The sequence below is a fragment of the Streptomyces geranii genome (genome assembly GCF_002954775.1).
In the GTDB taxonomy this organism is placed as follows: Bacteria; Actinomycetota; Actinomycetes; order Streptomycetales; family Streptomycetaceae; genus Streptomyces; species Streptomyces geranii.
The window spans coordinates 26,667-46,275 of record NZ_PJME01000036.1; the positions used below are offsets into that span (position 1 = coordinate 26,667).

Below are 19,609 nucleotides of genomic sequence, written 5' to 3' on the forward strand. Positions count from 1 at the left end.
GCCCACACCGTGTGGGTGGGCGAGGACCAGGCGGAGCGACCGGAGTGCGGAGACGGTCAGCGGCTGGCGGTTCCGGTCGGCCGGGTACGGCTCGCCCACGGGTCGTTGTGGTGTCGGCCGGTGAGGCGGTCGAGCACGGTCCACAGCCGGTCGCCGTCGGGGCCGTACTCGGGGGCGATGACCGAGACGTACGTGCCGGTGCTGACCTGCCGGTAGAGGTCGCGGTTCAGTCCGGGCCACTGGATGGCCATGTCCGCGCGGCTGATCCGTCCGCCGAACGCGGTCATGGCCTCGCCGTCGCGGGTCGTGGCGACCACGGGCGGCTCCTGGACGCCGCCGCTGTCGAGGCGGTGGTCGTTGATCCGGACGAACAGCCCGGCGGCGATTGCGGCGTCGACCAGGCGGTGGCACAGCGCCGGGTCGACGACCACCAGCTCGACTGCCGCGCGCTGCTCCCACCACATGCCGTCGACGCCGGTGCCGGCGACCCCGGGCTGCGAGCAGGTGGTGACGTACCCGGCCCGGCACAGGGCGGCGAGCGTGGGCACCAGGTGCTCGGTCTCGTCCTCGGGCCCGTAGCGCGCCTGGTAGCCGGGGCGGGAAGCAATCTCCCCCTCCAGCCAGCGGGCCATCAGCTCACCGAGGTCGGCGACGGTCCGGGCGGACCGCCAGCGGCTGCGGTCGGAACGGCTCATCCACGGCAACTTCATCGGCGTACTCCTCATGGGGTGACGGGTGGGGTGTCGGGGGGTGATGCGCGGGCCGGTCGGCCGGTGAAGTCCTCGGACGCACTGGGGCGTTCGAGGACCAGGCGGGTCGACGGGATGTCAGCGCTGGCGGAACTGGTGGATGTTGTCGGGTTCGTCGTCGAAGTCGGCGGCGTCCGGGGCGGCCTGGATCGTGGCGTAGATGTGGAGGCCGGGGCGGAACTCCGGCGGGTGGTTGTTGATGACGGGCCGCAGGCTCAGGCCGCGCAGGGCGAGGATGCTCGCGAGGGCCCACATGAGCGCGGCGAGGCCGGTGGCGACGGTGCGCCCGCCGGCCGGGGAAGCGGCCCACACCATGGCGGCGGAGGCGGCGCCCCACAGCACCCAGGTGATACGGGCTCCGGTGTTGCCGGCGCATCCGCCGATGAGTCCGAGCAGCCCGGCGAGCTGCCAGAAGGCGTAGAGGGCGGAGGCGGGGACGGCGAGGCCGGCGGAGTTCTGGCCGATGTAGGAGCGGACCGGGTTGTCGATCACGCCCCGCAGGCCGCCGCTGTCCGTGCCGGTCGGTGGCCCGTCCCCGAGCGCGGTGAACAGTCCGTGCAGGACGGTGTTGGCGACGTCGGGCACAGCGTCCAGCAGCAGCGGGCCCCAGCCCAGCGCGAACAGGCCGAGCGTCACCTTGATCCAGTTCGCCATGCCGTGCCAGCCGGCGTGCCGGGCCGCGAACACGTCGTCCCACCGGCGGTGCAGGAAGCCGCCCTCCGCCCAGGCCGTCGTCCACCAGGTGCGCAGCGCGGCGAGGCGGGAGGGCTTCTTCGGCGTGCGCGGGACGTGGACGGGCAGGTAGGTACGCGGCTCGGAGTGCCGGGCGGTGTGGGTGGTGTCGAAGTGCATGGTCAAGCAGCTCCTTCGTCGGAGGTCGTGGTGGTCGGATCGGTGCGCTGGCGGCCGGACGGCCTGCCCCGTCCCCGGCTCCTGGAGCAGGCCGGGGCGGGGGCGAGGCAGGGGGACCGGGCGGGGCGGGTCACAGGCCGCGGGCGTCGGCGAGATCGGCGGCCTGGTCGACCATGCGGATCGGAACGCGGCTGTTGGCGAAGGCGTCGTTGAAGCCCGGGACGGAGTCGACGTCGTTGCCGAACCGGCGGCGGATCGCGTCCATGAGGACCGTGACAGCGGTGCTCTCCAGCCCGCGGTCGCCGCCGGACTCGGCTCGGACGGCACCGAGCATGCAGCTCGCGCCGTCCTCGTCGAACAGGGCGTCCTTGCACCAGCCGCCGGTGAGCAGGCGGTGGTGGGCGCGCTGCAGGAGGGCCGCGGCGGGCGTCGGGTACAGGTCCGGTGGCGGGGACAGCCCGGTGTCGACGGGGACGGTGACGACGTCGGCCAGGTCGACGGGCTCGGTGTCGATGTGGGCGGTGTTGACCTCGTAGGCGACCTTGGCTTCGTCCAGCCGCACGGTCATCGCCGCGTTGATGAACGCCAGGCGTTCCTCGAGGGTCAGTGCCACCGGCGGCGTGGCAGCTGCGGCGGCCTGGGTCGTCGGGGCGGGGTGGTCCATAGCGTGGGAGAACGGAGTGTTGGACATCGCGGGCTCCAGACGAGGAACGTCGAAGGGCGCCGCCGGGGTTAGGTCCGGCGGCGCCCTTCGGCGTCGTGCAGCAGGGGAGTGGGCGCTGGCGGGGTAGTCACCGCACCCGCTCCCCGGGCATCCTCGAACCAACCGGAACGGGGAAGGGGATCGGGTGGAGTTCGTCTTCGGGTGCGGGTGGTGCGGCGGGGACAACTTCTTCGTGGGCAGGCAGGTCGGCTTCTGGGTCGACAAGTGGGAGGTGCCCTCGGAGTGGGACTGCCGCTTCTGCGACGGACTCAACTACACGCCCGACCCGCCGTGGACCGAGGCGTAGTTCAGAAGCTGGAGATCAGTCCGGCGAGCGAGGCGAGGCCGCTGTTGATGGCCGGGGCCAGGCCGGTCGTGGCGAGGGTGAAGCCGAACAGCGTGCAGGCCAGTGCGGAGCCGATGCGGACGTAGCCGCCCTTGACCAGGACGACGACGATGATGCCCAGCAGCACGGCGGCGGAGATGGAAAGGGCCACGGCGAGTGGTGCCTCCTTCAGGATCGGGTGCGGCCGGCCGTGCTCGGGCAGGCCGGCCCCACCGGTGACGGATCGGGAGAGGGTCAGACGTTGTTGAGGTTCTTGATGGCCTCCAGCGCCTGGCGGGGCGAGGTGACCCGGGACTCGGAACGGCTGCTGCCGGACTTGGCGCCGCGCTTGCCGCCCTTGCCGCCGCCGCGTCGGCGGGAGCCGCCGTCGTCGTCGCCGTCCTCGTCGGGCTCGGGCCAGAACTCGCCGGGCCGTACGGGCTCGTTCCAGTCGAACCACAGGCCGCGCTTGTCCAGCTCGCTGATCTCGTAGTCGGTGAGCCGGTTGACCTCGTCGGGGAACAGCTTGGAGAGGTCGGTGTCGAAGTCCGCGTACAGCGAGCGCATGAGCACGGCGCGGCCGTTGTCGAGGACGATGACCGCGACGCCGCCCGTGCTGACGCCGTTCTCCGGGTCGGCCTCGCCCTTGATGGCCCGCTCGATCGCGGAGCCTTCGCTGCGGGAGTAGCGGGCCGGGATGGTCGGCACGTCGTAGGCGTTCTCCATGGTGCCCTCCGCCGCCTTGCGGGTGGCGCCGGGCGAACCCATGTTGAAGATGACCGGGCGGCTGTTCTGCCGCAGGTTGTCCTTCATCTCGGTGGAGAACCCGTTGTGCGCGAACGGGCTCTGCCCGGCCGGGTTGAAGCCGATGCCGTACTTGAGGCCGGTGACCGTGAGGTCATCACCATCTGTCTGGATAAACTCGCCGAAGTCTCCGTCCTGCGCCGCGGTCATGAACTCGTCCGCGTACACGTTCAGCTGCCGGTAGGGGCAGCGCGGGTCGCCGGGCTTGTAGTCGTGCGGCTGGCCGTCGTGCGGCCAGGGCATCTCCGCCCTGATCTCGCACAGCGCCTTCGCCGCGCGCACCTGGCGTGCCATCCACAGCGCGTTCGAGCCCTGCCGGTCGATGTACCGACCGAGCACGGTGGTTTTTTCGTCCTTGCGGACGGTGGACAGCCACACCACCTGGCCGTCCAGGGACTGGGCGGCCATGTTGATCGCGAAGTACTGCGTCTTCCCGCTGCGGCTCACGCCCAGGATGAGGCCGTGGGCTGCGGCGTTCTTGTCGTGCTGGTACACCATGCTCTTCACCGGCTGGCCGGTGATGGTGAACCCGCACACGTACATGCCCTTGGCGTCCGGGGTGAGCAGCTCGCGGGTGGCGGGGAAGATCGCGCTGAGCGGTGGGGTGTCGAACGCGCTGATCAGGAACTCGTTGCCGTCGATCAGGACGAACACGCAGGAGTCGTCCTCGGGCAGGTTCAGCGCGCGGCAGACCTTGGCCAGGTCGATGCGCGGGGTCTCGGTGGAGTCGGCCATCTTCGCCCGGTAGAAGGTCACCCCGCGTTCGTCGTCGCGGGTCTTGTGGACCAGCTCGGAGCCGGGGGCGCCGCCCTTTGGCCCGCCGACCTTGTCCGTCCAGCGCTCCTGCGCGGTCGGCTTGGTGCGGCGGCGCTGGTTGGCGTCGGGGGTGATGCGGGCCTCCATCCAGCCGGGTCCGCCCTGGCGGCCGGGCTGGATGGCGACCTCCGCCAGGACGACGTCGCTGGAGTGCACGCCGAACGGAGCGGCGACCACGGCTTCCGACAGGCCGCTGATCGGCCGTCCGGTCTCCGAGGCGCGCAGCAGGATCGTCATGTCGTTCCGCATGCCGGGGTGCCGGGTGGCCTTGACGATGTGCGTGCGGCCGGGCATCCCGGCCTGCTCCCACAGCACCCTGGCGTCGCGGGTGAGCAGGTCGGCGCCGTCGTCCGGCTGCGCCACCGGCGCCTCGAGGACTTCGGCGGGGGCCGGCTGGGGGGCCGGGGCGGCGACGGCGGGACGGTGACGGCGGCGGGTGTGCCGGGAGAACGGCATCACCAGGTAGCCGGCCGCCGCCCATCCGGCGGCGAGCAGGGCGTCCATCCAGTACGGGCCCCAGCCGGTGGTGGTCTTGGCGGCGACGTCGACGGCGGCGGCCAGGACCAGCGGGGACCAGCGCAAAATCTTGCGCCCCGCGCCGGGCTCATCGCTCTTGGCGGCCAGGAACCAGCCGCCGATCCCGGCGGCGCCGGCCAGCTGCACGACCTGGTTGACGGGACTGTCGGGATAGAGGTTCGGAGCCACGGCCAGCACGGGCGCGGCGAGGGTGTAGGCGAGGCGTTCGAGCGCGACACTGCGCGGCGTGGTCACGGTATCTCCTTCGGGAACGGGCACGGGCGGCCCCGCGGATGTCGCGGGGCCGCCCGTGGCGGGGGTGGGTGGGGGTCAGCGGTCGAAGAACCCGGGCCTGGGGGTCTTTGCGCGCCGGTTGGAGCGGATGTCGTCCAGCGCGCCGTACAGCTTCGAGTGGGTGCGCTTGGTCTGGTGGGTGAGGTCGACGACCTCCCCCGCGGTGGCACCGAGGTTCTTCACCTCGTTGGCGGCGCCGCCCAGGGCGACGGCCACCTCGTTCGTGGCAAACACGAACAAGGGGTCCAGGTCCGCGTTGTCGATGTCGTCGGCCACGCCCGTGGTGTGGGTGGCGTTGGCCTTCATGTCGCGGCGCAGCGCTTCCAGTTCGAGGACGGCGTCGTCCATCGCCTTGCCGAGCTTGTCCAGCTTGGTCTGGACAGCTTTGTAGCGATTGTCGGCGTCGGCCGGTACGGGGGCGGCACTGCCGGATTGCGGTACGAGATCGCTCATGAGCGGCTCCTCCAGGGGGGCTAGTCGTGATGGACGGCGGCCGACGTGTGTTTGAGGCCCGCGTCTTCCTTGGCGGCCATGTCCTGGCCGTAGATGCGGGCGACCATCGTGGCCGCGAGCTTGGCGGCCTCCTTGGCGAAGCCGCACTCCTCGGCACACCGCAGTGCCTGGAGCTTCATGCGGCCCGCGGCGTCGGCCAGGTCCGTGATCTGGTCGGTGACGCGGGTGTCGATGTTGTGGTCGCCGACCAGGTCGGCCGCCATGTCCCGCAGGGCGTCGGCGACTTTGCCGAGGGCTTCGGCGATAGCTTCGGCGCGCTCCTGGTGGGAGGCGGCCTTGATGGCGATGTTCGCCATCTCCATCAGGAACTCGTCGAACGTGATGTCCGTTCGGTGCTGGGCGCTGAGACTGCCCTGCCCGGACGGCTTGCTGACCTGCGCGCTGCTCACGCTGCTCCCTTCCGTGCTGGTCGGCCGGCTGGTGCCGGGCCGTGCGGTGTGACGTTCCGGCGCGGGCGGCAGTCCCCGAACGCCGGTCGTCATGGCCGCGGGCTGGTCGGGGACGATGTCCGCGTCGACGATGTCGTCCTCGCCCTTGCTGTCGGTGCGCGGCGGGCGGGAGGGACGGTCGGGCCACTCCCACGTCGGGGTGGAGTCCTCCTCACCGAACGGGCTGTCCGCCGGACGGCCGCGCCGCCCGGCACGACCCGTACGACCACGCCCCGCCCGCCCCGCCCGCCCGGTGCGGCGAGTACGTCCACGCCGCCCGGTCCGGCCCGTGCCGCCGGTGCGCCGACGCCGGAACCGACGACGCTTCTTCGCATCGCCAGACGCCCCGTCACCAGCCTTGGAGTCCTTACCTGGCTCATCGCCCGCCCTGCCGTCCTTCGCGGCGCTGGAGGCCCCGTCAGGGCCGTCCTTAGCGGCCTTCTCGTCCTTGTCGTCGGCGCTCTTGCCGTCGTCGGTGCCCTTGCCCTTGGAGTCCTTGTCCTTGGTCAGGTTCACCTTCTCGGTGCCGGCCGCCTTGGCGGCCTTCGCGTCGGCGGCGGCCTTCGCGTCGGCACGGCGCTTGTCGAAGCGGCGCTGGACTTCCTCGCCGACGGCCTGGCCCAAGGTGGTGCGACCGGAGCCGGCCGACGCCGCGGCTTCCCGCTTCGCCTTCCGCGCCTCCCCCCGCTCCGCTTTCCTGGCCCGGCGGTCCTCCCATTCCTTCTGCCGGTTGGCGCGGGCCTGGTCGCGGTTCTTGGTCCGGTCGGCGACGCCGGCGGTGTGCCCGGCGCCGCGCCGCTCCTGCCGCCCGGCCTGCCGGGTACCGGCGCGCTCCTGGCGGCCCCGGGCCCGCTCCGCACGGGCGTTGGAAGCCGGGCCGTTCTGGCCCCGGCCGCCGTCGCCCTTTGAGCTGCCAGAGCCTGTCTGGGAGCCTTTCGGGCCCCCGGATGCCCCGTTGCGCCCGGAACCGGCTGCGCGGCCGCCAGAGCCCGCCTGAGAGCCCTTCGGGCTGCCCTTGCCGCCCCCGGTCGACCCGGACCCCGAACGCCCGGCGCTGCCGCCGGAGTTGGACCCGCGCGAGGCCGGCCCCTTCGAGCCGGAACCCGAGTTGTTGCGGGACGGACCGCTGCCACTGCCGCCGCGCGGGGACCCGCCGCCACCGCCGGCCTTCGAGCGGCCCTTGTCCGCCCCCAGGCCGGAGCCGGACGACTTCGTGCGGTCGGTGTCGGCCTTTGACCGTGCCGCCGCCTTGTCGCCCTTCGCTTTCATCATTGCGGCGTGGAGCTTTCCGTTCTGCTCCATCATCGCGACTTCCTGCGCGGTGCGGCCCTCCAGCAGCGCGGCCTTCCGTGCTATTTCGGCCTCACGGAAAGGCGCTTCGCTTTCATGATTTGTCCGCGCCATTTCCAGCCGGTACTCCAGCCAGTCACCGAGACGGTCAGCGAGAGAGCGCGGCTGTTCGTATTCGCCTTCCTCGTATTCACCGTCCTCTTCACCGGCTTCCGGCGCCGCAATACCTCCGGACCGTAGAGCTGCCGACGGGTCCGGAGCGGCCGGAATTACCGGCAGTTCCATCGTCGTCTCCTCCGGCGACTCCAGCGGTGCTGGGGGAATGTCTTCCGGCGGCGGAATGGTGTCGCCGTAGTCCGGGATCGGCGGTGGCACGTACGTGGAATCACCGCTCCAGGGGCCCTGGACCAGGGTCCCGGTGCCGTCCTCATCGGACACGGTGCGCCTCCCTCCTGTGACTTGACAGAGCGTGGGGTCTTGTGTGCACGCGTGTGCACGTGCACGTGTGCACGCTTTACACGCGCGAGGCCCCGCCGGAGCCCGGCGGGGCCTGCACTGGTGACGGTCAGTTACGCGGGGGGTGCTTCGCCACGACCTGCTCCGCGTACTGCAGCAGGTCGCTCCAGATCCGTCCGTTGCCCTCCACCCGCTGGTCCAGCGCCGTGATGAACAGGCGGCAGATCAGCGCGAATCCGGAGTAGACGTCGCCGCGACCGGCTTTGACGTCCTTGGACATTCGGGATCGTGCCAGGCGGAGCCAGAATTCCATCAGCCCCGCCTCGCCGCGAGATTCGCGGGCTTTCGTCGCCTCTTCCTTCAGCCAGTTCTGACGCCGTTCGGCGCTGCTGAGGGGGCGGTTCACGCCGACTCCCGACCGAGGTCGTAAATCGACGTGGGACCACCATACCCGGAATTCTCGCTCTGTGCACCCTGCTGCTGCGGGTTGGGTGCGGCCTGCAGCGTCGGCGGGTTGTTCTTCCGCTGCCTTTCCAGCTCCTTTTCCCTCCTTCCCTTAGCCGTATTTACAACGGTCTCATCGTGGGCACGGCGCTTATAGGCGCTCTTTTCGAGGCCCCCGGTGAGGCTGTTCAGGTTCTTGAGGACGTTCCCGAGGGCCTTTTCGACGGGCATCGCGCGCAGCCTCGCGTGATACCAGCGGTCGCCCTCCACGTGCGTGTCACGCAGGTGCACGCGGGTCTCGTGCGCGAGGGTCTCCAGGTTCTTGCCGATGTCCAGCAGGACCCGCTGAACGTCGGCCAGGTACCGGGCGGTTGCCTCCGGGCTCTGCGCGACGTCGCGCAGAGGGGAGTGGTTCGGGTCGTTGCTGTTCATGCGAGAAGACCTCCGGGTCTCGGGGTTGGGGAACGGGGGAATCCGTGATCCCCGAGGCTGTTGCGCGGGGTTGGGGCGGTAGTCGGAACGAACCTCGCCCGCACCGCCTCCCCGGTGGGCGCGGTACGGGCGAGCGGCCTGCCGGCCGTGGCCGTCACCGGTCCGCGCTCGGTGGGCGAGCGCGGGCCGGTGACGACCATGAGCGGCAGGGGTTCTGCCAAGGGGTGAGCGCCTGAGCGCTCACCGGGCGCTCACCTACGCGCCCGGGGCGGCCTTTTCGACTTGCTCACGCAGGCGCTGAGCGGTCGGCCGGGAGACCGGCTTGTCGGACAGGCCCGCCTGGGTGAGCGCGTCGCGGATCTCCGTCCACTCGGGACGGCGCCCGAGCTCGGTGTAGAGCCGACGGATGCGTGCGTGGCGGCGCTCGGTCAGCGCGTCACTCTCGCTGCGCGTAAGAGCGCCCTCCGCTCGCTGAGCGTCTCCGTCCTCCCTGGCGCGCTCACTCTCGTGAGCGCCGGAGGTGAGCGCCGGGCGCTCACGCTCACCGCGAACCTCCCCGGAGGTGAGCGCGCTCACCTCCGGGTGAGCGTGCTCGCTTTCCTCCGCTCGCTCGATGGTGTGAGCGTCCTCGGGGGTGAGCGTGTCGGCGAGCGCGGCCGGGAGTTCTCCGAGCTTGAGCGTCATCCGCTGCTCCAACGGAGCCTTCCAGCGCCACAGCAGACCGTGCTCTTCCTTGAGCTGCGCTCGCAGGTACGTCTGCTCCTGGAGGCGGGTGAGCGCCTCCTCGTAGGAGGTGATCTCCCACAGGATCATGCGGCGGCGCAGCCGGGCGGTGGGGATCGGAGCGAGGATCCAGCGGGACCGGCGCACCGTCTCCATCCGCACCTTGCCGGTGACCGCACCGATCCTCGTGGCGTACACGTGCGAGGCGATCTCCGAGAACACGACCCACAGCAGCGTGAGGGCGGCGTGCCCGAGGCGGCCGGACATGCTGTCGGAGGCGTGCCAGTTCAGGTAGACGGTCACCGCCGTCAGCGTCCTCGGCACCCACCGGATCCAGCGCAGCTCCATACCCATGCGGATCAGCACCAGGCTGGCGCCGGTGAAAGCCGGGATGGAGACGTCGATGCCGACCGGCAGCAGCCACGGCCACTCCCAGCCCCACCCGGCCGCCTTGGTCTCCAGCGCGGTGTAGGAGGACAGCAGGCCGATGGTGGAGACGGCCGCGGCGGCCAGCACGATCGCGACGACGCCCACCAGCTCCCCCCCGGACAGCGGCGGCACGCCGCCGGCGGGCCGGGCGTCGTTGCGTGCCTTGCGGCGGGCAGCTCGCGACTCGGTCCGGATCTCGCGGCGCCGGGCCCGCTGCACGGTGCGCTGCGTCGCCGCGTCCAGGACGCGTTCGCCTTCGGCTCGGGCCTGGGCGGCGGCGATCTGATCGGCGGTGGCCTTCTCGACTGCCTCCCGGGCCGCCATCGCGTCGGCGTCTGCCTGCTCGCGCAGCCGGGCGATGTCCTTGTCGACACCAGCCCGCAGCTCCTCCGCCGTGGCACGGGCGTCGGCGAGGGCGCGGTCGGCGTCCTGACGCAGGCCGGCAGCCACCTTCTCGGCTCCGGCCCTCACCTGCGCGGCCTGGCCGTCCGCGCTCTCACGCATCCGGTCAGCGTCGGTCCGTGCCCGCTGAAGGACGTGTTCGGCGTCCGTGGTGGCGCGGGTACGGGTCTCGCTCGCGGTGCGGTCCGCGTCGGCCAGCAGCTCGGTGCGCTGCGCCTTCGCGCCCGCGCGGACGGTGACCGCATCACGGTCGGCGGCGGACCGCAGTTCACCGGCCGCCGTCCTCGCTTCGGTGACGACATCGTGCGCCTGGCGGCGCGCGTCGGCGAGGACCTGGTCAGCCCTGCCGGTCGCGGCCGTGGCGAGGGCGTCGGCCTCCGAACGCGCGTCGGCGAGCAGCTGCTCCGCCTTCGCTTCGGCGTCGGCGAGGACCTGCTGCGCGTCGGCGTCCGCAGCGGTCGCGGCGTCGTTGCGGACCTGGTCGGCGTCCGTCGCGGCGACGGCCAGGAGGCGGGTCTGCTCGGTCGTGGCCGCCTCGGTGATCGAGGCGGCCTCGGTGCGCGCGCTGTCCAGCAGTTCGGCGGCGCGCTCCCGGCCGTCGGCGAGGATGCGGGCGGCGGCGTCGGCGGCCTGGTCCCGGAGGTCGGCGGCGCGGTCGGCGGCGTCGGCCAGGTGCGGGTCGGCCTCGGGGTACACCGCCAGAGCGGCGGCCTCTAGGACGGGAGCTTCGGGCGCGGCGGCCTGGACGGGAACGGCCACCGCCGTCGCCTGGCTGCGCCCGCCGCGGGACTTCGGCGTCGTCGCGGGCTGGCGCCTGCGGCGGGGGGTCTTGGTGTTGGCCACGGGAATGTCCTCTCTCTTCCGGGCGCCTCCCTGAGAAGGGGCACCGTGGATCAGTGGCGGTCGGTAGGGTCGTGACCAGGCCCTCCGGGACCCCGGCAGCTCTAATGCCGGGGGCCCGGAGGGCCGTCCTGCCAAGGGGCGGGTGGTCAGCGCTGGACGGACGGCTTGCCGTTGTCCTGCGTGAGGTGCTGGCGCAGCCAGGCGACGGCGGCCGGGGTCATCGCCCCGGTGTCCGGCTCGGTCAGCGGCGCGGTGTCGATGTCGTGCATCGCGTCGGCCGGCGGGAGCAGTCGCATGTAGTCGGGGTCGATCCCCGCGCGGGCGCGGTTGCCGCTCAGCTCCACCAGGTCGTAGAGCGTCTTGCCGGTGTCGGCGTGCCGCCAGGACCGCTCCACCCGGCCGACGAACGTGTGGCCGGGCTTGCCGAGCCAGAACCGTTCGGCGTCGCGGAACAGGACCAGGTCGCCCTTCTTGTAGCCGGTCTGCGTCGGCGTGGTCTGCGTGCGCGGCTGCTGTGCCACGTTGTGTCCTTCCGTTGAAGTGCACCGGCTCCGGGCTGTTCCCGGGCCGGGACGTGCGAAAAGCCGGCCGCCCGTGGCACGGGCGTCCGGCTGGTGACGGTGCTGCGAGGCGGGCAGCGACTTCCGTTCCGCTCCCGGCAGGCGGGAGCAGTGCGGTCAGACCTCCGTGAGCCGACGCGGGGCGATGATCCGGCCGTCGGGGAGCAGCTCGCCGGTGTCCTCGAAGAGGAGGACCCCGTTGCACAGCAAGCTCCAGCCCTGCTCCGGGTGGCCGACCACAACGCGGGCGGCCTCCGCCGCCGGGCTGGAGGCCGACGGGCAGCGCGGGGTATGCGTGCACAGCGAGTCCGGGAGCAGTTCGGTCGGCACGGTGGTGGGCGTGGTGCTGGGGGGCATCAAGTCCTCCTGCGTTCAGGAACCCGGGGCGTTCCCGGGCGGAAGGCGTGGGAAAGGCCGGTCGCCCGTACGGCGGGCGGTCGGCCTGGAGGAAGAACGCGGGGCGGGCGGCGAGTTGGGATCGCGTCCCGCGTGGCGGGTCAGCTCTTGCGGAGCCGGGTGAGGTAGGCGTCCTGGAGCCGTTCGAACGACTCCTCGAGGCGTCGGCCCACCTCGCACCGCGCGTCCGGCGAGCACCCGGTACAGGTCCTGCTGTGCGCGCGGCGGGCCGCATCGGCCTTCATGTAGCGGGCGTGGAGGTCCTCAGCCACGGGCCCGCCGGTCGTCCGCACTCTGCTTGTTGGTCTTACGGAGGGCGTCTTCCATGCGCCGGCGTTCTGCGTCGGTCATTCCGTCGCCGCCGCCCTGGCCTGGGTCCGGCGGCGGGCGGCGCGGCGCCTCATCGCACGCCGTTCGTCCTCGGACAGCCCGCCCCAGACGCCCTCGTCCTGTCCGGACTCCAGTGCCCACTGCAGGCACTGCTCCATGACCGGGCAGCGGCGGCAGACGGCCTTGGCCTCTTCGATCTGCAGGAGCGCCGGGCCGGTGTTGCCGATGGGGAAGAACAGCTCGGGGTCCTCTTCGCGGCAGACCGCGTTGTGTCGCCAGTCCATCAGTGCCTTCCCCCGTCGGTGTTGGTCGCGGGGGCCTTGGCCTCGCGGACCAGGTGGTCGGATGTTGTCCAGGTCGATCCGATGGCGAACGGCTCCGCGCCCGGACGGAGCACGTCCTTCACGATCAACGCCCACTGCGCGCAGCGGCGCTTGAGCAGCTCGCGGGCCCGCTTCGGGTCGCGGATGAGGACGATCACCTCGAAGGCGCCGTCCTGGTTGGAGTAGATGGCGCCCGGAAGGCGCGGCCCGATCTGCTCGTCGATGACCCGGCGCAGTGCCTCGATGATCATCGGGTCGGGTCCGGCCGCGGGGGCCGGGAGTGTCATGCTGGTCTGCACAGGTCCTCCAGTCAGGTCCTGGACAGCCCCGGGGGTCTCAAGTCGCCGGGGCTGTCGCCGTTTTGGCTGGTCGTACGAGCGGCCACGGCCCCGGCCATCCCGAGTGATCGGGGTGGCCGGGGCCGTGGGCGTTCGTGCGTGTGAGGTCAGGCGCTGATTCGCACCGGCTGTAGCGGCACCTCGAGGCCGCGGAACTCGGAGACCGTGCCAGCCGGGTGGATCCGGCAGGCGTTGTTGGCCTCTTCGACCGTCGTACCGCTGCGCTTGGCCGTGGCCGTTTTCGCTTCGACCGTGGCCTCGTGGTGCTTGGCCCACTCGGCTGCGGTGTCCATCGCGGCGGCCTTGATATAGGAGCGGTCGAATCGAGCTCGCTCGCGGTCCAGGACCTTGCGCTGTTCGTAGACCGTGGCGAGTTTGGCCCCTGCGGCACAGCGCTGGTTGCCGGTGCAGCGTCCCGGCGCGCTGCTGGCGTGGCACTTCTTGAAGTGCTCCCGGTAGGCAGCGAGGGCCGTCTGTGCAGTGGGCGCCATCTTGGTGACGGGCTTGGCCGGGGCCGGGAGCGGCTTGTAGTACTGGCGGGCGGAACGTCGGCCGGTCGCCGTGCTGTCGGCGGCGAGCATCGCCTCGCTCCACTGCTCGATGGTGATGTCGAGCTGGACGACCTGGTTGCTTCCGTCGCACCGGACGTGCTTCTCGCCTCCGGCGACCGTGTCGCTGACGCAGTGTTCGCGGATCACCAGCTTCGTGCCGCCCATCAGCCGGCGCCAGGTACGGCAGTCGGGGCAGACTAGCGACTTGGCCTCGCCCTCACGGACGTTGATCTCTTGAGGGTCGATCTTGCTGAGCAGCATCGGTGCGCGGCGGTTGTCGCGCTTGGTGCGGGTCCGGCCTGAACGCTTGCGGTTCTTCGCCATCACGTTCCTTTCGGCGGGTAAAGCGAGTGCTGCCCTCTCTGCCGCGCCAGGCCGGCCTTCCGGCCGGGGAGTCCTGGCGGACAGACAGCGCAACTTCGCTGTTCAGGGGTGGTTCGGGTGGAGCTATTCGGTACAGGCGCCGTCGACTGGGGGAGCGCGGGCTCAACCCCATTGCCGCCACCCCCGAAGAGGCAGTGACTCCTGCTGTTTTGCGATGGTTCTGTGAGGGACCGAGGTTCCGACTCCCTAACGGGCTCTGCGTGATCCCGACCAGTTCACCTAGTCGGCATACATAACTTAGCTGATACAGTCCAGGATGTGTCAAGCAGTTGGTTGGTGAAGCTATGGAAGCTAGCTATGCCGAGGGGGTCGACCTACGATGTCGCTCATGAGCCACGAGTCCGTGCAGCCGTACCAGCGAATCGTTCAGGATGTGCGGGACAAGATCCGCTCGGGGCGGCTGACCGCCGGCACGAAGTTGCCGAGCACACGGGAGTTGTCCGGCGAGTACGGTGTCGCTCCGGGCACCGTCCAACGTGCGCTGGCTGAGCTGCGGGTAGCCGGACTGATCTACTCCCACCAGGGGCGCGGATCGTTCATTACCGAGACGGCAAGCGAGTCCAATGAGGACTCGACCGCCCGCACTCTCAAGAGACTCGAGGAGCAGGTCTCGGATTTGGTCGCGCGCCTCGAAAAGATCGAGAGGGGGGGCAATGACTGACGCCCTTCCCCGCGTCACCTTGCTCATGTTCGTCCCTCCTTGGCGGGCTCAACTTCGTTAGCAAAGTTGTAGACCCGTTCACGGAGCGAGTTCTAGATCGACCGTGTATCCAGCCGCCGGATACACCGACTTGGATACATGGAGGGGACCCAAAGTGGGGCAGCAGCCGAACGTGCTGACGCCGGATCAGTCGCCCCAGCACCGTCTTGGCTACATGATCCGAGAGCTGCGCAATGCGCGCGGTCTATCCATGCGGGAGCTGGCCGCCAAGACGTTCGTCTCGCACGCCAAGGTGCAACGTTGGGAGAACGGCGACCGTCCCCCGAAGGACCGCGAGGAGGCGGAGCTGATCGACCGGGTCCTGGGCGCTGGCGGACTTTTGGTCGAGCTCTGGCAGGAGATTGGCCGAGGGGTCTCCGAGCCCGTCCATGTATCCGAATCGTCGGTCCATGTATCCGATACATCGTTGGACCTGGCCACGGCTATCTCCTGGGCGGCATCGTCAGATGGGGAGGGGATCTTCGTCCCTCAACGTCTTGACGATGGAACGGTGGTGCTCGTGGCGCTCGATCGACGCACGCTGTTGCGCGCTGGGGTGGGGATCGGTGCAGCGGCGGTTGCTGGTCTCTCTACACCAGCAGCGGCTTCAGTCAACGCAACACAGGACCCGTTCGGTTTCGCCGGGCGCTTCACCGAAAGCTGGCCCGGCCTCCGACTTTCTCGCCCTGTTCCCGACTTCGGCGTCGACTGGCAGGCGCTCATCCCGGGCGGTCGTTCCATGCTCGGTTCCCAGCTCTCGCTCCAGGTCCACCCTGCGCGTGTCGAGGCGGGTCGGGTGATCGTGTCCGTCCCCGACCAGCGGCGTACTGAAGAGTTCCTGAACCGGCCGAATCGCAGTTTGCTGGTCGGGGCTGTCGCCTCTGCGGGTGCCCCGCAGTTCTATGTCCTGGATGGACGCAAGGCGCGTGGCAGGCTCGCGAGGAACCGCAACGCGCATGAGGTCACCGCTCCGACTGCCTACGAACTGGACGATTTCACCCAGGGCATCTTGTGGGCCGTCGCGAACTACGACGACGCGCTGCAGGCGGATGACCAGGCTCTTGCTGAGACTCACAGCGATCTCAGGGCGTATGAGCGGCTGTCCGCTTCCGCCGTCAGTCGAGAGGCCGCACCCGGGCTAAACCCTGTCGCCCACATGTGGCTCGGCTCAGATTTCTGTGCTCGCCATATTCTCCGGGCGTTGCCCGATCTCCCCGAGGTGCCCGCCTTCTGGACCCGCGAGCAGCGCGGGGAGGAGGCCAGCGCCTGGCTGATCTTCGATCACAAGTACCCGTACCTGCGTGAGACGACCAAGGCACTTGGCAGTACGAGCACCCGCGCCTTCTGCATCCCCGAGAACGTCGTCCGTTCTTCCCCACGTCACGAGCGCATCCTGTTGTTCTTGGCCATGGCGCTGATGGAAGCGATGGGCATCCATACCCAGGTCACCTCCGACGCGTCCTACGAGGCGGTCGAGGGCTTCGTCGTAGCCCCCGACAAGGAGGCCGTGATCGCCAACTGGGTTGGCGGTGAGGGCATGTGGCATGTCGACGTGACCGCCCGATCATCGGTAGTCCGTGAGTTCACGAACGCAGCGCAGGATGTCGGCGCCCATTCGGTCACCGCAGCGGCCACCCCTGCTGAACGGCTGCGTGCTCTCGCGCAGTACCTCGATCTGCCCTGGTCCTGGTTGATCCAGCGGTCTGCCCAGCTCGCCAAGGTCGGGTCGTCCGGGCTGATCCAATCCCGCAGCCGACTCGTCTCACCGGATGGCATCGACACCGCATGCAGGTACGTGGGCTCTCTCCCAGCTGACCGCTGACCCACACCATTCGCACGCCCACGAAGGGGCAAAAGACCATGAACGACAGCACCCGACGCGTCGCGGTGTTCACCCTTGGCGGCACCATCGCGATGACAGCCCAGACAGGCGAGGGAGCAACGCCCACGCTGTCGGCCGACGACCTCGTCGCGGCCGTGCCGGGCCTCGCCGACACGGGTATCGCGGTAGAGGTCGTGGATTTCCGACAGCTTCCTGGGGCGTCGCTGTCCTTCGCCGACCTGCTCGAGCTCGCCGTGACGGTCGAGACGCTCCCGGTTCACGGCGTGGTCATCACGCAGGGGACGGACACGATCGAGGAGACCTCGTATCTGCTGGACCTCGTCACCGCCGGGGACATGCCGATCGTGGTCACGGGCGCCATGCGCAACGCGAGCATGGCCGGCGCGGACGGTCCTGCGAATGTGCTGGCCGCTATTCGCGTCGCGGCCAGCGCAGAGGCACGAGGTACGGGCTGCACCGTGGTGTTCGGAGAAGAGATCCACGCTGCCCGCTGGGTCCGCAAGACCCACGCCACGAGTCCGACGGCCTTCACCTCGTACCCCGGGCCGATCGGCTACATCGTGGAAGACCGCGTACGGATTATGGCGCGCCCTAGCACCTCTCTGACGGTCGCTCCTCACAATGCCAGCGCTCCCGCGCGCACCGCGATCGTCACAGTTGGTCTCGGCGACGACGGGACCGTCCTGCGAGCCGTTGGCGACCATGTCGACGGACTGGTGGTCGCGGCGTTCGGGGCCGGGCATGTCCCCATGGCATGCGTGGACGAACTCGCCAGTCTCGCCAAGCGCATGCCGGTCATCCTCGCGACGCGAACCGGATCCGGTCCTGTGCTCAGCCAGACCTACGGCTTCCCCGGCTCTGAATCCGACCTGCTCACACACGGGTTGATCTCCGCCAGCACGCTGGACCCGATCAAGGCACGCATCCTTCTACAGCTGCTGCTGATGACCTCCGCCAACACGGACCAGATCGCCCAGACCTTCAGCACCATCTCGTAACCGTCTCACCAGCATCCGGAGAACCGCCTTGCGTAGCTACGAGCTGACCACCGGCCGGACCTTCGCCGTGAATTTCGACCACGGCGACGACTTCTTTCCGACTCTTGCCGATTTCTGCCGCGCGAACGGGATCCGGCACGGCTACATCCCGATGTTCATCGCCGGCTTCGCGGAGGCGGACATCGTCGGGGCCTGCGAAAAGCTTGAAGACCCTGACGCCCCGGTCTGGAGCAAGGTCCACGTCACGGGTGTGGAGGCAATGGGGTGTGGAACCCTCGCCTACGACGCTGAGACGGACTCGGTCTCGCCGCATATCCATACATCTCTGGGGGAGAAGGCACGGTCGGCAAACGGATATACAAGTCATCTACTCAGTGCCCGTGTCCAGTTTCTCGTCGAAATGTATGTCGTCGAGGTCACCGCGCCCGTGATGACTCGCCCGAAGAACCCGCTTCTCTATGACGTTCCGTTGCTGACCTTTGAAGCCTGAGGAAGTGGTCATGACGACCGGAATTGGTGCGGCAGGCCAGGTGTATCTGGTCGGCTCTCTAGGCTCAAGGTTCGTGAAGATCGGCTACAGCAGGAACCCGGAAAAACGTCTCTGGTTCCTCCAAGTCGGGTCGCCTGTCGAACTTTCCCTGCTGGCGACATTTGAGGGCGGCCCAGATCTGGAAGCACAGCTACACCGCTACTTCGGCGCCCACAACGTACGTGGTTAATGGTTCAGGCTTGGTGAAAACCCAGTGGAGGAGGTGCGTGCTGCCATAGCTCTGGGCATGGCAGGAATGCGCTCGAGCCGTGCACCCAGCCGCACCACGCGACAGAGTTTTCCGCTCTCCAACTCGGGGGAATCGACTGGGAGGTTCGCTTCCCTCCGGTACCTCACTGGCGTGCCAGGGGTGTCCTTGCTGCGCACAGCATCATCCTGGAGACGCCCGGCTCCGGAGAAGCGATGCTTCATCAGTGCAACGCAAATGGCGGCTGCGTCGACTGCCGCACTGGCCGTCTTGCCTATCTGGGGGATCCTGACTTCATCGTGGAGGAGACGAGTTGGGAACCTCGCTGTTGGGATGAGCGGTTCCCACAGATACGTCCGCCCAGAAGGAATTGAAGGGGCACCCTCGAACTTCCCGCCTCACGGGAAATTTGAGGGAAAGGCAACCATCCTACGGGAATTTCGGCATATCAGCCCAAATTCTCCTTGGCAGTATCCGAAGAATCTGCTCAGATTGGGGGCACCGCAGGCGCAACCTGCCTCCAATTAATAAAAACTTGATGGCCTTACCGAGGAGGTGTGACGAACGGATGAGCGAGGTGTCTTGGCGCGACCGTGCGCTCCTCCTCCGTGGTTTCCCCTTGAGCCGGCCCCAGAGCCCTGAGCGCGGCCTGGAGCGTCGCGCTCTCCTGGTTCCACCTCTTGGGCGCGATGAGCTTCAGCCTCGGTGTGCCGCCCTGTGTGAGGACTTGGCTCTGGCAGTCGATGACCGGGATGAGCCCTTGGCTGTGGGCGTAGAGGAGTACGGGTTTTTGGGCGATGAGCGAGCGGAGTTCGAGTCGGGCTACCGGTCCGAAGCGGTAGACCCTGCTTCCGGCACGTTTTTGTTTTCCTACGACGACGAGGCCGTCGATTTCTCCGGCGACTGTGTCCCAGTCGTAGGGCTGGTCGTCGGTGAAAACGCTGCGGTAGTGCAGGACTTCGGCGCTGTCGGGCAGGTCCTGGGTGATCTGTGCCAGCCAGTTGTCCCACTTGGGGTTGTCCACGGTTCTGGGTGCGGCGCTGACGTACACGCGCACCGGGGCGCCGGGGGTTCGGCTGGCGGCGAGTCGCTGCATGGCTGTCGCGAAGCGACGTTGTTGCAGCGGCGTGGCGAAGGACTCCACGTCCAGGTCCTGGGAGTCGGTCGGCGGTGCATGCATGACGCTCATCATGCCGGTTTGATCTCCGGTGGGAGCTCACGGGGGCAGACGGCGATCGGGCTGGCGGTGCGTCAAAAGGGGTTTCTGCAAGGTCGACACGACGTGGGGCGGGGTGTCGTTGCGTGCGGTGAGGGGGGTACTGTGTCTCCGGATAAGATCAAAATGGACATGGTTAAGCCCCGCGAGGCTGCACTCCGGGGCACGGCCGCAGACCAAATTAGGTGGTCTCGACATGGCTCAGGGTACCCGT

Annotated in this window: 24 protein-coding genes; 7 read left to right on the forward strand and 17 right to left on the reverse strand. The window is 69.4% G+C overall.

All coding sequences use genetic code 11. The features are described from left to right. Positions 1-56: 56 nt before the first annotated feature. The 3 genes from CW359_RS31715 to CW359_RS31725 all read right to left on the reverse strand — a co-directional run bounded on the left by CW359_RS31715 (position 57) and on the right by CW359_RS31725 (position 2,292). Positions 57-710, reverse strand: coding sequence for a DUF6919 domain-containing protein (locus tag CW359_RS31715; protein ID WP_105973639.1), 654 nt, complete (start codon positions 708-710; stop codon positions 57-59). Positions 711-827: 117 nt separating this feature from the next. Next, positions 828-1,601, reverse strand: coding sequence for a hypothetical protein (locus CW359_RS31720; RefSeq protein WP_105973640.1), 774 nt, complete (start codon positions 1,599-1,601; stop codon positions 828-830). A 130-nt stretch (positions 1,602-1,731) separates the two neighbouring features. Beyond that, positions 1,732-2,292, reverse strand: a complete 561-nt coding sequence (locus CW359_RS31725; RefSeq protein WP_198655465.1) for a DUF6197 family protein — start codon at positions 2,290-2,292, stop codon at positions 1,732-1,734. A gap of 157 nt (positions 2,293-2,449) precedes the next feature. Here CW359_RS31725 and CW359_RS46020 point away from each other — a divergent pair, with 157 nt between their 5' ends. Continuing rightward, entirely contained in the window at positions 2,450-2,611 is a 162-nt protein-coding gene (locus CW359_RS46020) for a hypothetical protein (RefSeq protein WP_198655466.1), read from the forward strand. Position 2,612: 1 nt separating this feature from the next. Here CW359_RS46020 and CW359_RS31730 read toward each other — a convergent pair whose 3' ends face one another. The 4 genes from CW359_RS31730 to CW359_RS31745 all read right to left on the reverse strand — a co-directional run bounded on the left by CW359_RS31730 (position 2,613) and on the right by CW359_RS31745 (position 7,272). Then, positions 2,613-2,801, reverse strand: a complete 189-nt coding sequence (locus CW359_RS31730; protein WP_105973642.1) for a hypothetical protein — start codon at positions 2,799-2,801, stop codon at positions 2,613-2,615. Between the two features lie 83 nt (positions 2,802-2,884). Further along, the gene (locus tag CW359_RS31735) at positions 2,885-5,020 is read right to left on the reverse strand and encodes a chromosome segregation protein ParM (protein ID WP_105973643.1); all 2,136 of its coding nucleotides are present in this window, start codon (positions 5,018-5,020) and stop codon (positions 2,885-2,887) included. Between the two features lie 75 nt (positions 5,021-5,095). Further along, on the reverse strand, positions 5,096-5,512 hold the full coding sequence (locus CW359_RS31740; protein WP_105973644.1) for a conjugal transfer protein TraB: 417 nt from the start codon (positions 5,510-5,512) through the stop codon (positions 5,096-5,098). Between the two features lie 20 nt (positions 5,513-5,532). Beyond that, the gene (locus CW359_RS31745) at positions 5,533-7,272 is read right to left on the reverse strand and encodes an ATP/GTP-binding protein (RefSeq protein ID WP_232838695.1); all 1,740 of its coding nucleotides are present in this window, start codon (positions 7,270-7,272) and stop codon (positions 5,533-5,535) included. A 6-nt stretch (positions 7,273-7,278) separates the two neighbouring features. Here CW359_RS31745 and CW359_RS45505 point away from each other — a divergent pair, with 6 nt between their 5' ends. Beyond that, positions 7,279-7,530 carry a hypothetical protein gene (locus CW359_RS45505; RefSeq protein WP_157968676.1) on the forward strand — a complete coding sequence of 84 codons (252 nt, stop codon included), beginning with the start codon at positions 7,279-7,281 and terminating at the stop codon, positions 7,528-7,530. Positions 7,531-7,855: 325 nt separating this feature from the next. On the opposite strand, the gene CW359_RS31750 is transcribed toward CW359_RS45505, so the two are convergent. From CW359_RS31750 to CW359_RS31790, 9 genes are all read right to left on the reverse strand, one after another. Further along, positions 7,856-8,152, reverse strand: a complete 297-nt coding sequence (locus tag CW359_RS31750; RefSeq protein WP_105973646.1) for a hypothetical protein — start codon at positions 8,150-8,152, stop codon at positions 7,856-7,858. After that, positions 8,149-8,622: a hypothetical protein gene (locus tag CW359_RS31755; protein ID WP_105973647.1), complete on the reverse strand. Its 474-nt coding sequence runs from the start codon at positions 8,620-8,622 to the stop codon at positions 8,149-8,151. Before CW359_RS31755 ends, CW359_RS31750 begins: the two co-directional genes overlap by 4 nt. Before the next feature lie 255 nt (positions 8,623-8,877). Next, the gene (locus CW359_RS31760) at positions 8,878-11,019 is read right to left on the reverse strand and encodes a DUF2637 domain-containing protein (protein ID WP_105973648.1); all 2,142 of its coding nucleotides are present in this window, start codon (positions 11,017-11,019) and stop codon (positions 8,878-8,880) included. A 146-nt stretch (positions 11,020-11,165) separates the two neighbouring features. Next, positions 11,166-11,540 carry a hypothetical protein gene (locus tag CW359_RS31765; RefSeq protein ID WP_105973649.1) on the reverse strand — a complete coding sequence of 125 codons (375 nt, stop codon included), beginning with the start codon at positions 11,538-11,540 and terminating at the stop codon, positions 11,166-11,168. Positions 11,541-11,696: 156 nt separating this feature from the next. Beyond that, entirely contained in the window at positions 11,697-11,882 is a 186-nt protein-coding gene (locus CW359_RS31770) for a DUF5999 family protein (protein ID WP_332875001.1), read from the reverse strand. Positions 11,883-12,076: 194 nt separating this feature from the next. Continuing rightward, positions 12,077-12,247 (reverse strand): hypothetical protein, encoded by a 171-nt coding sequence (locus tag CW359_RS46025; protein WP_198655467.1) that lies wholly within the window; start codon positions 12,245-12,247, stop codon positions 12,077-12,079. A gap of 75 nt (positions 12,248-12,322) precedes the next feature. Then, positions 12,323-12,589, reverse strand: a complete 267-nt coding sequence (locus tag CW359_RS31780; RefSeq protein ID WP_105973652.1) for a WhiB family transcriptional regulator — start codon at positions 12,587-12,589, stop codon at positions 12,323-12,325. Continuing rightward, on the reverse strand, positions 12,589-12,927 hold the full coding sequence (locus tag CW359_RS31785; RefSeq protein WP_232838696.1) for a hypothetical protein: 339 nt from the start codon (positions 12,925-12,927) through the stop codon (positions 12,589-12,591). Before CW359_RS31785 ends, CW359_RS31780 begins: the two co-directional genes overlap by 1 nt. Positions 12,928-13,073: 146 nt before the next feature. After that, entirely contained in the window at positions 13,074-13,841 is a 768-nt protein-coding gene (locus CW359_RS31790; protein ID WP_105973653.1) for a hypothetical protein, read from the reverse strand. Positions 13,842-14,229: 388 nt separating this feature from the next. Between CW359_RS31790 and CW359_RS31795 the strand changes: the two genes are divergently transcribed. The 5 genes from CW359_RS31795 (at position 14,230) to CW359_RS31815 (ending at position 18,161) form a co-directional block, all read left to right on the forward strand. Beyond that, complete coding sequence (locus CW359_RS31795) at positions 14,230-14,562, forward strand: GntR family transcriptional regulator (RefSeq protein WP_157968677.1); 333 nt, start codon at positions 14,230-14,232, stop codon at positions 14,560-14,562. Positions 14,563-14,716: 154 nt separating this feature from the next. Beyond that, positions 14,717-16,423, forward strand: coding sequence for a helix-turn-helix domain-containing protein (locus CW359_RS31800; RefSeq protein WP_105973655.1), 1,707 nt, complete (start codon positions 14,717-14,719; stop codon positions 16,421-16,423). Between the two features lie 38 nt (positions 16,424-16,461). After that, on the forward strand, positions 16,462-17,442 hold the full coding sequence (locus tag CW359_RS31805; protein ID WP_105973656.1) for an asparaginase: 981 nt from the start codon (positions 16,462-16,464) through the stop codon (positions 17,440-17,442). A gap of 28 nt (positions 17,443-17,470) precedes the next feature. After that, positions 17,471-17,932 carry a PPC domain-containing DNA-binding protein gene (locus CW359_RS31810; protein ID WP_105973657.1) on the forward strand — a complete coding sequence of 154 codons (462 nt, stop codon included), beginning with the start codon at positions 17,471-17,473 and terminating at the stop codon, positions 17,930-17,932. 10 nt (positions 17,933-17,942) lie between these two features. Beyond that, positions 17,943-18,161, forward strand: coding sequence for a GIY-YIG nuclease family protein (locus CW359_RS31815; protein WP_105973658.1), 219 nt, complete (start codon positions 17,943-17,945; stop codon positions 18,159-18,161). A 562-nt stretch (positions 18,162-18,723) separates the two neighbouring features. Here CW359_RS31815 and CW359_RS31820 read toward each other — a convergent pair. After that, the gene (locus tag CW359_RS31820) at positions 18,724-19,359 is read right to left on the reverse strand and encodes a hypothetical protein (protein WP_157968678.1); all 636 of its coding nucleotides are present in this window, start codon (positions 19,357-19,359) and stop codon (positions 18,724-18,726) included. Positions 19,360-19,609: the final 250 nt, after the last annotated feature.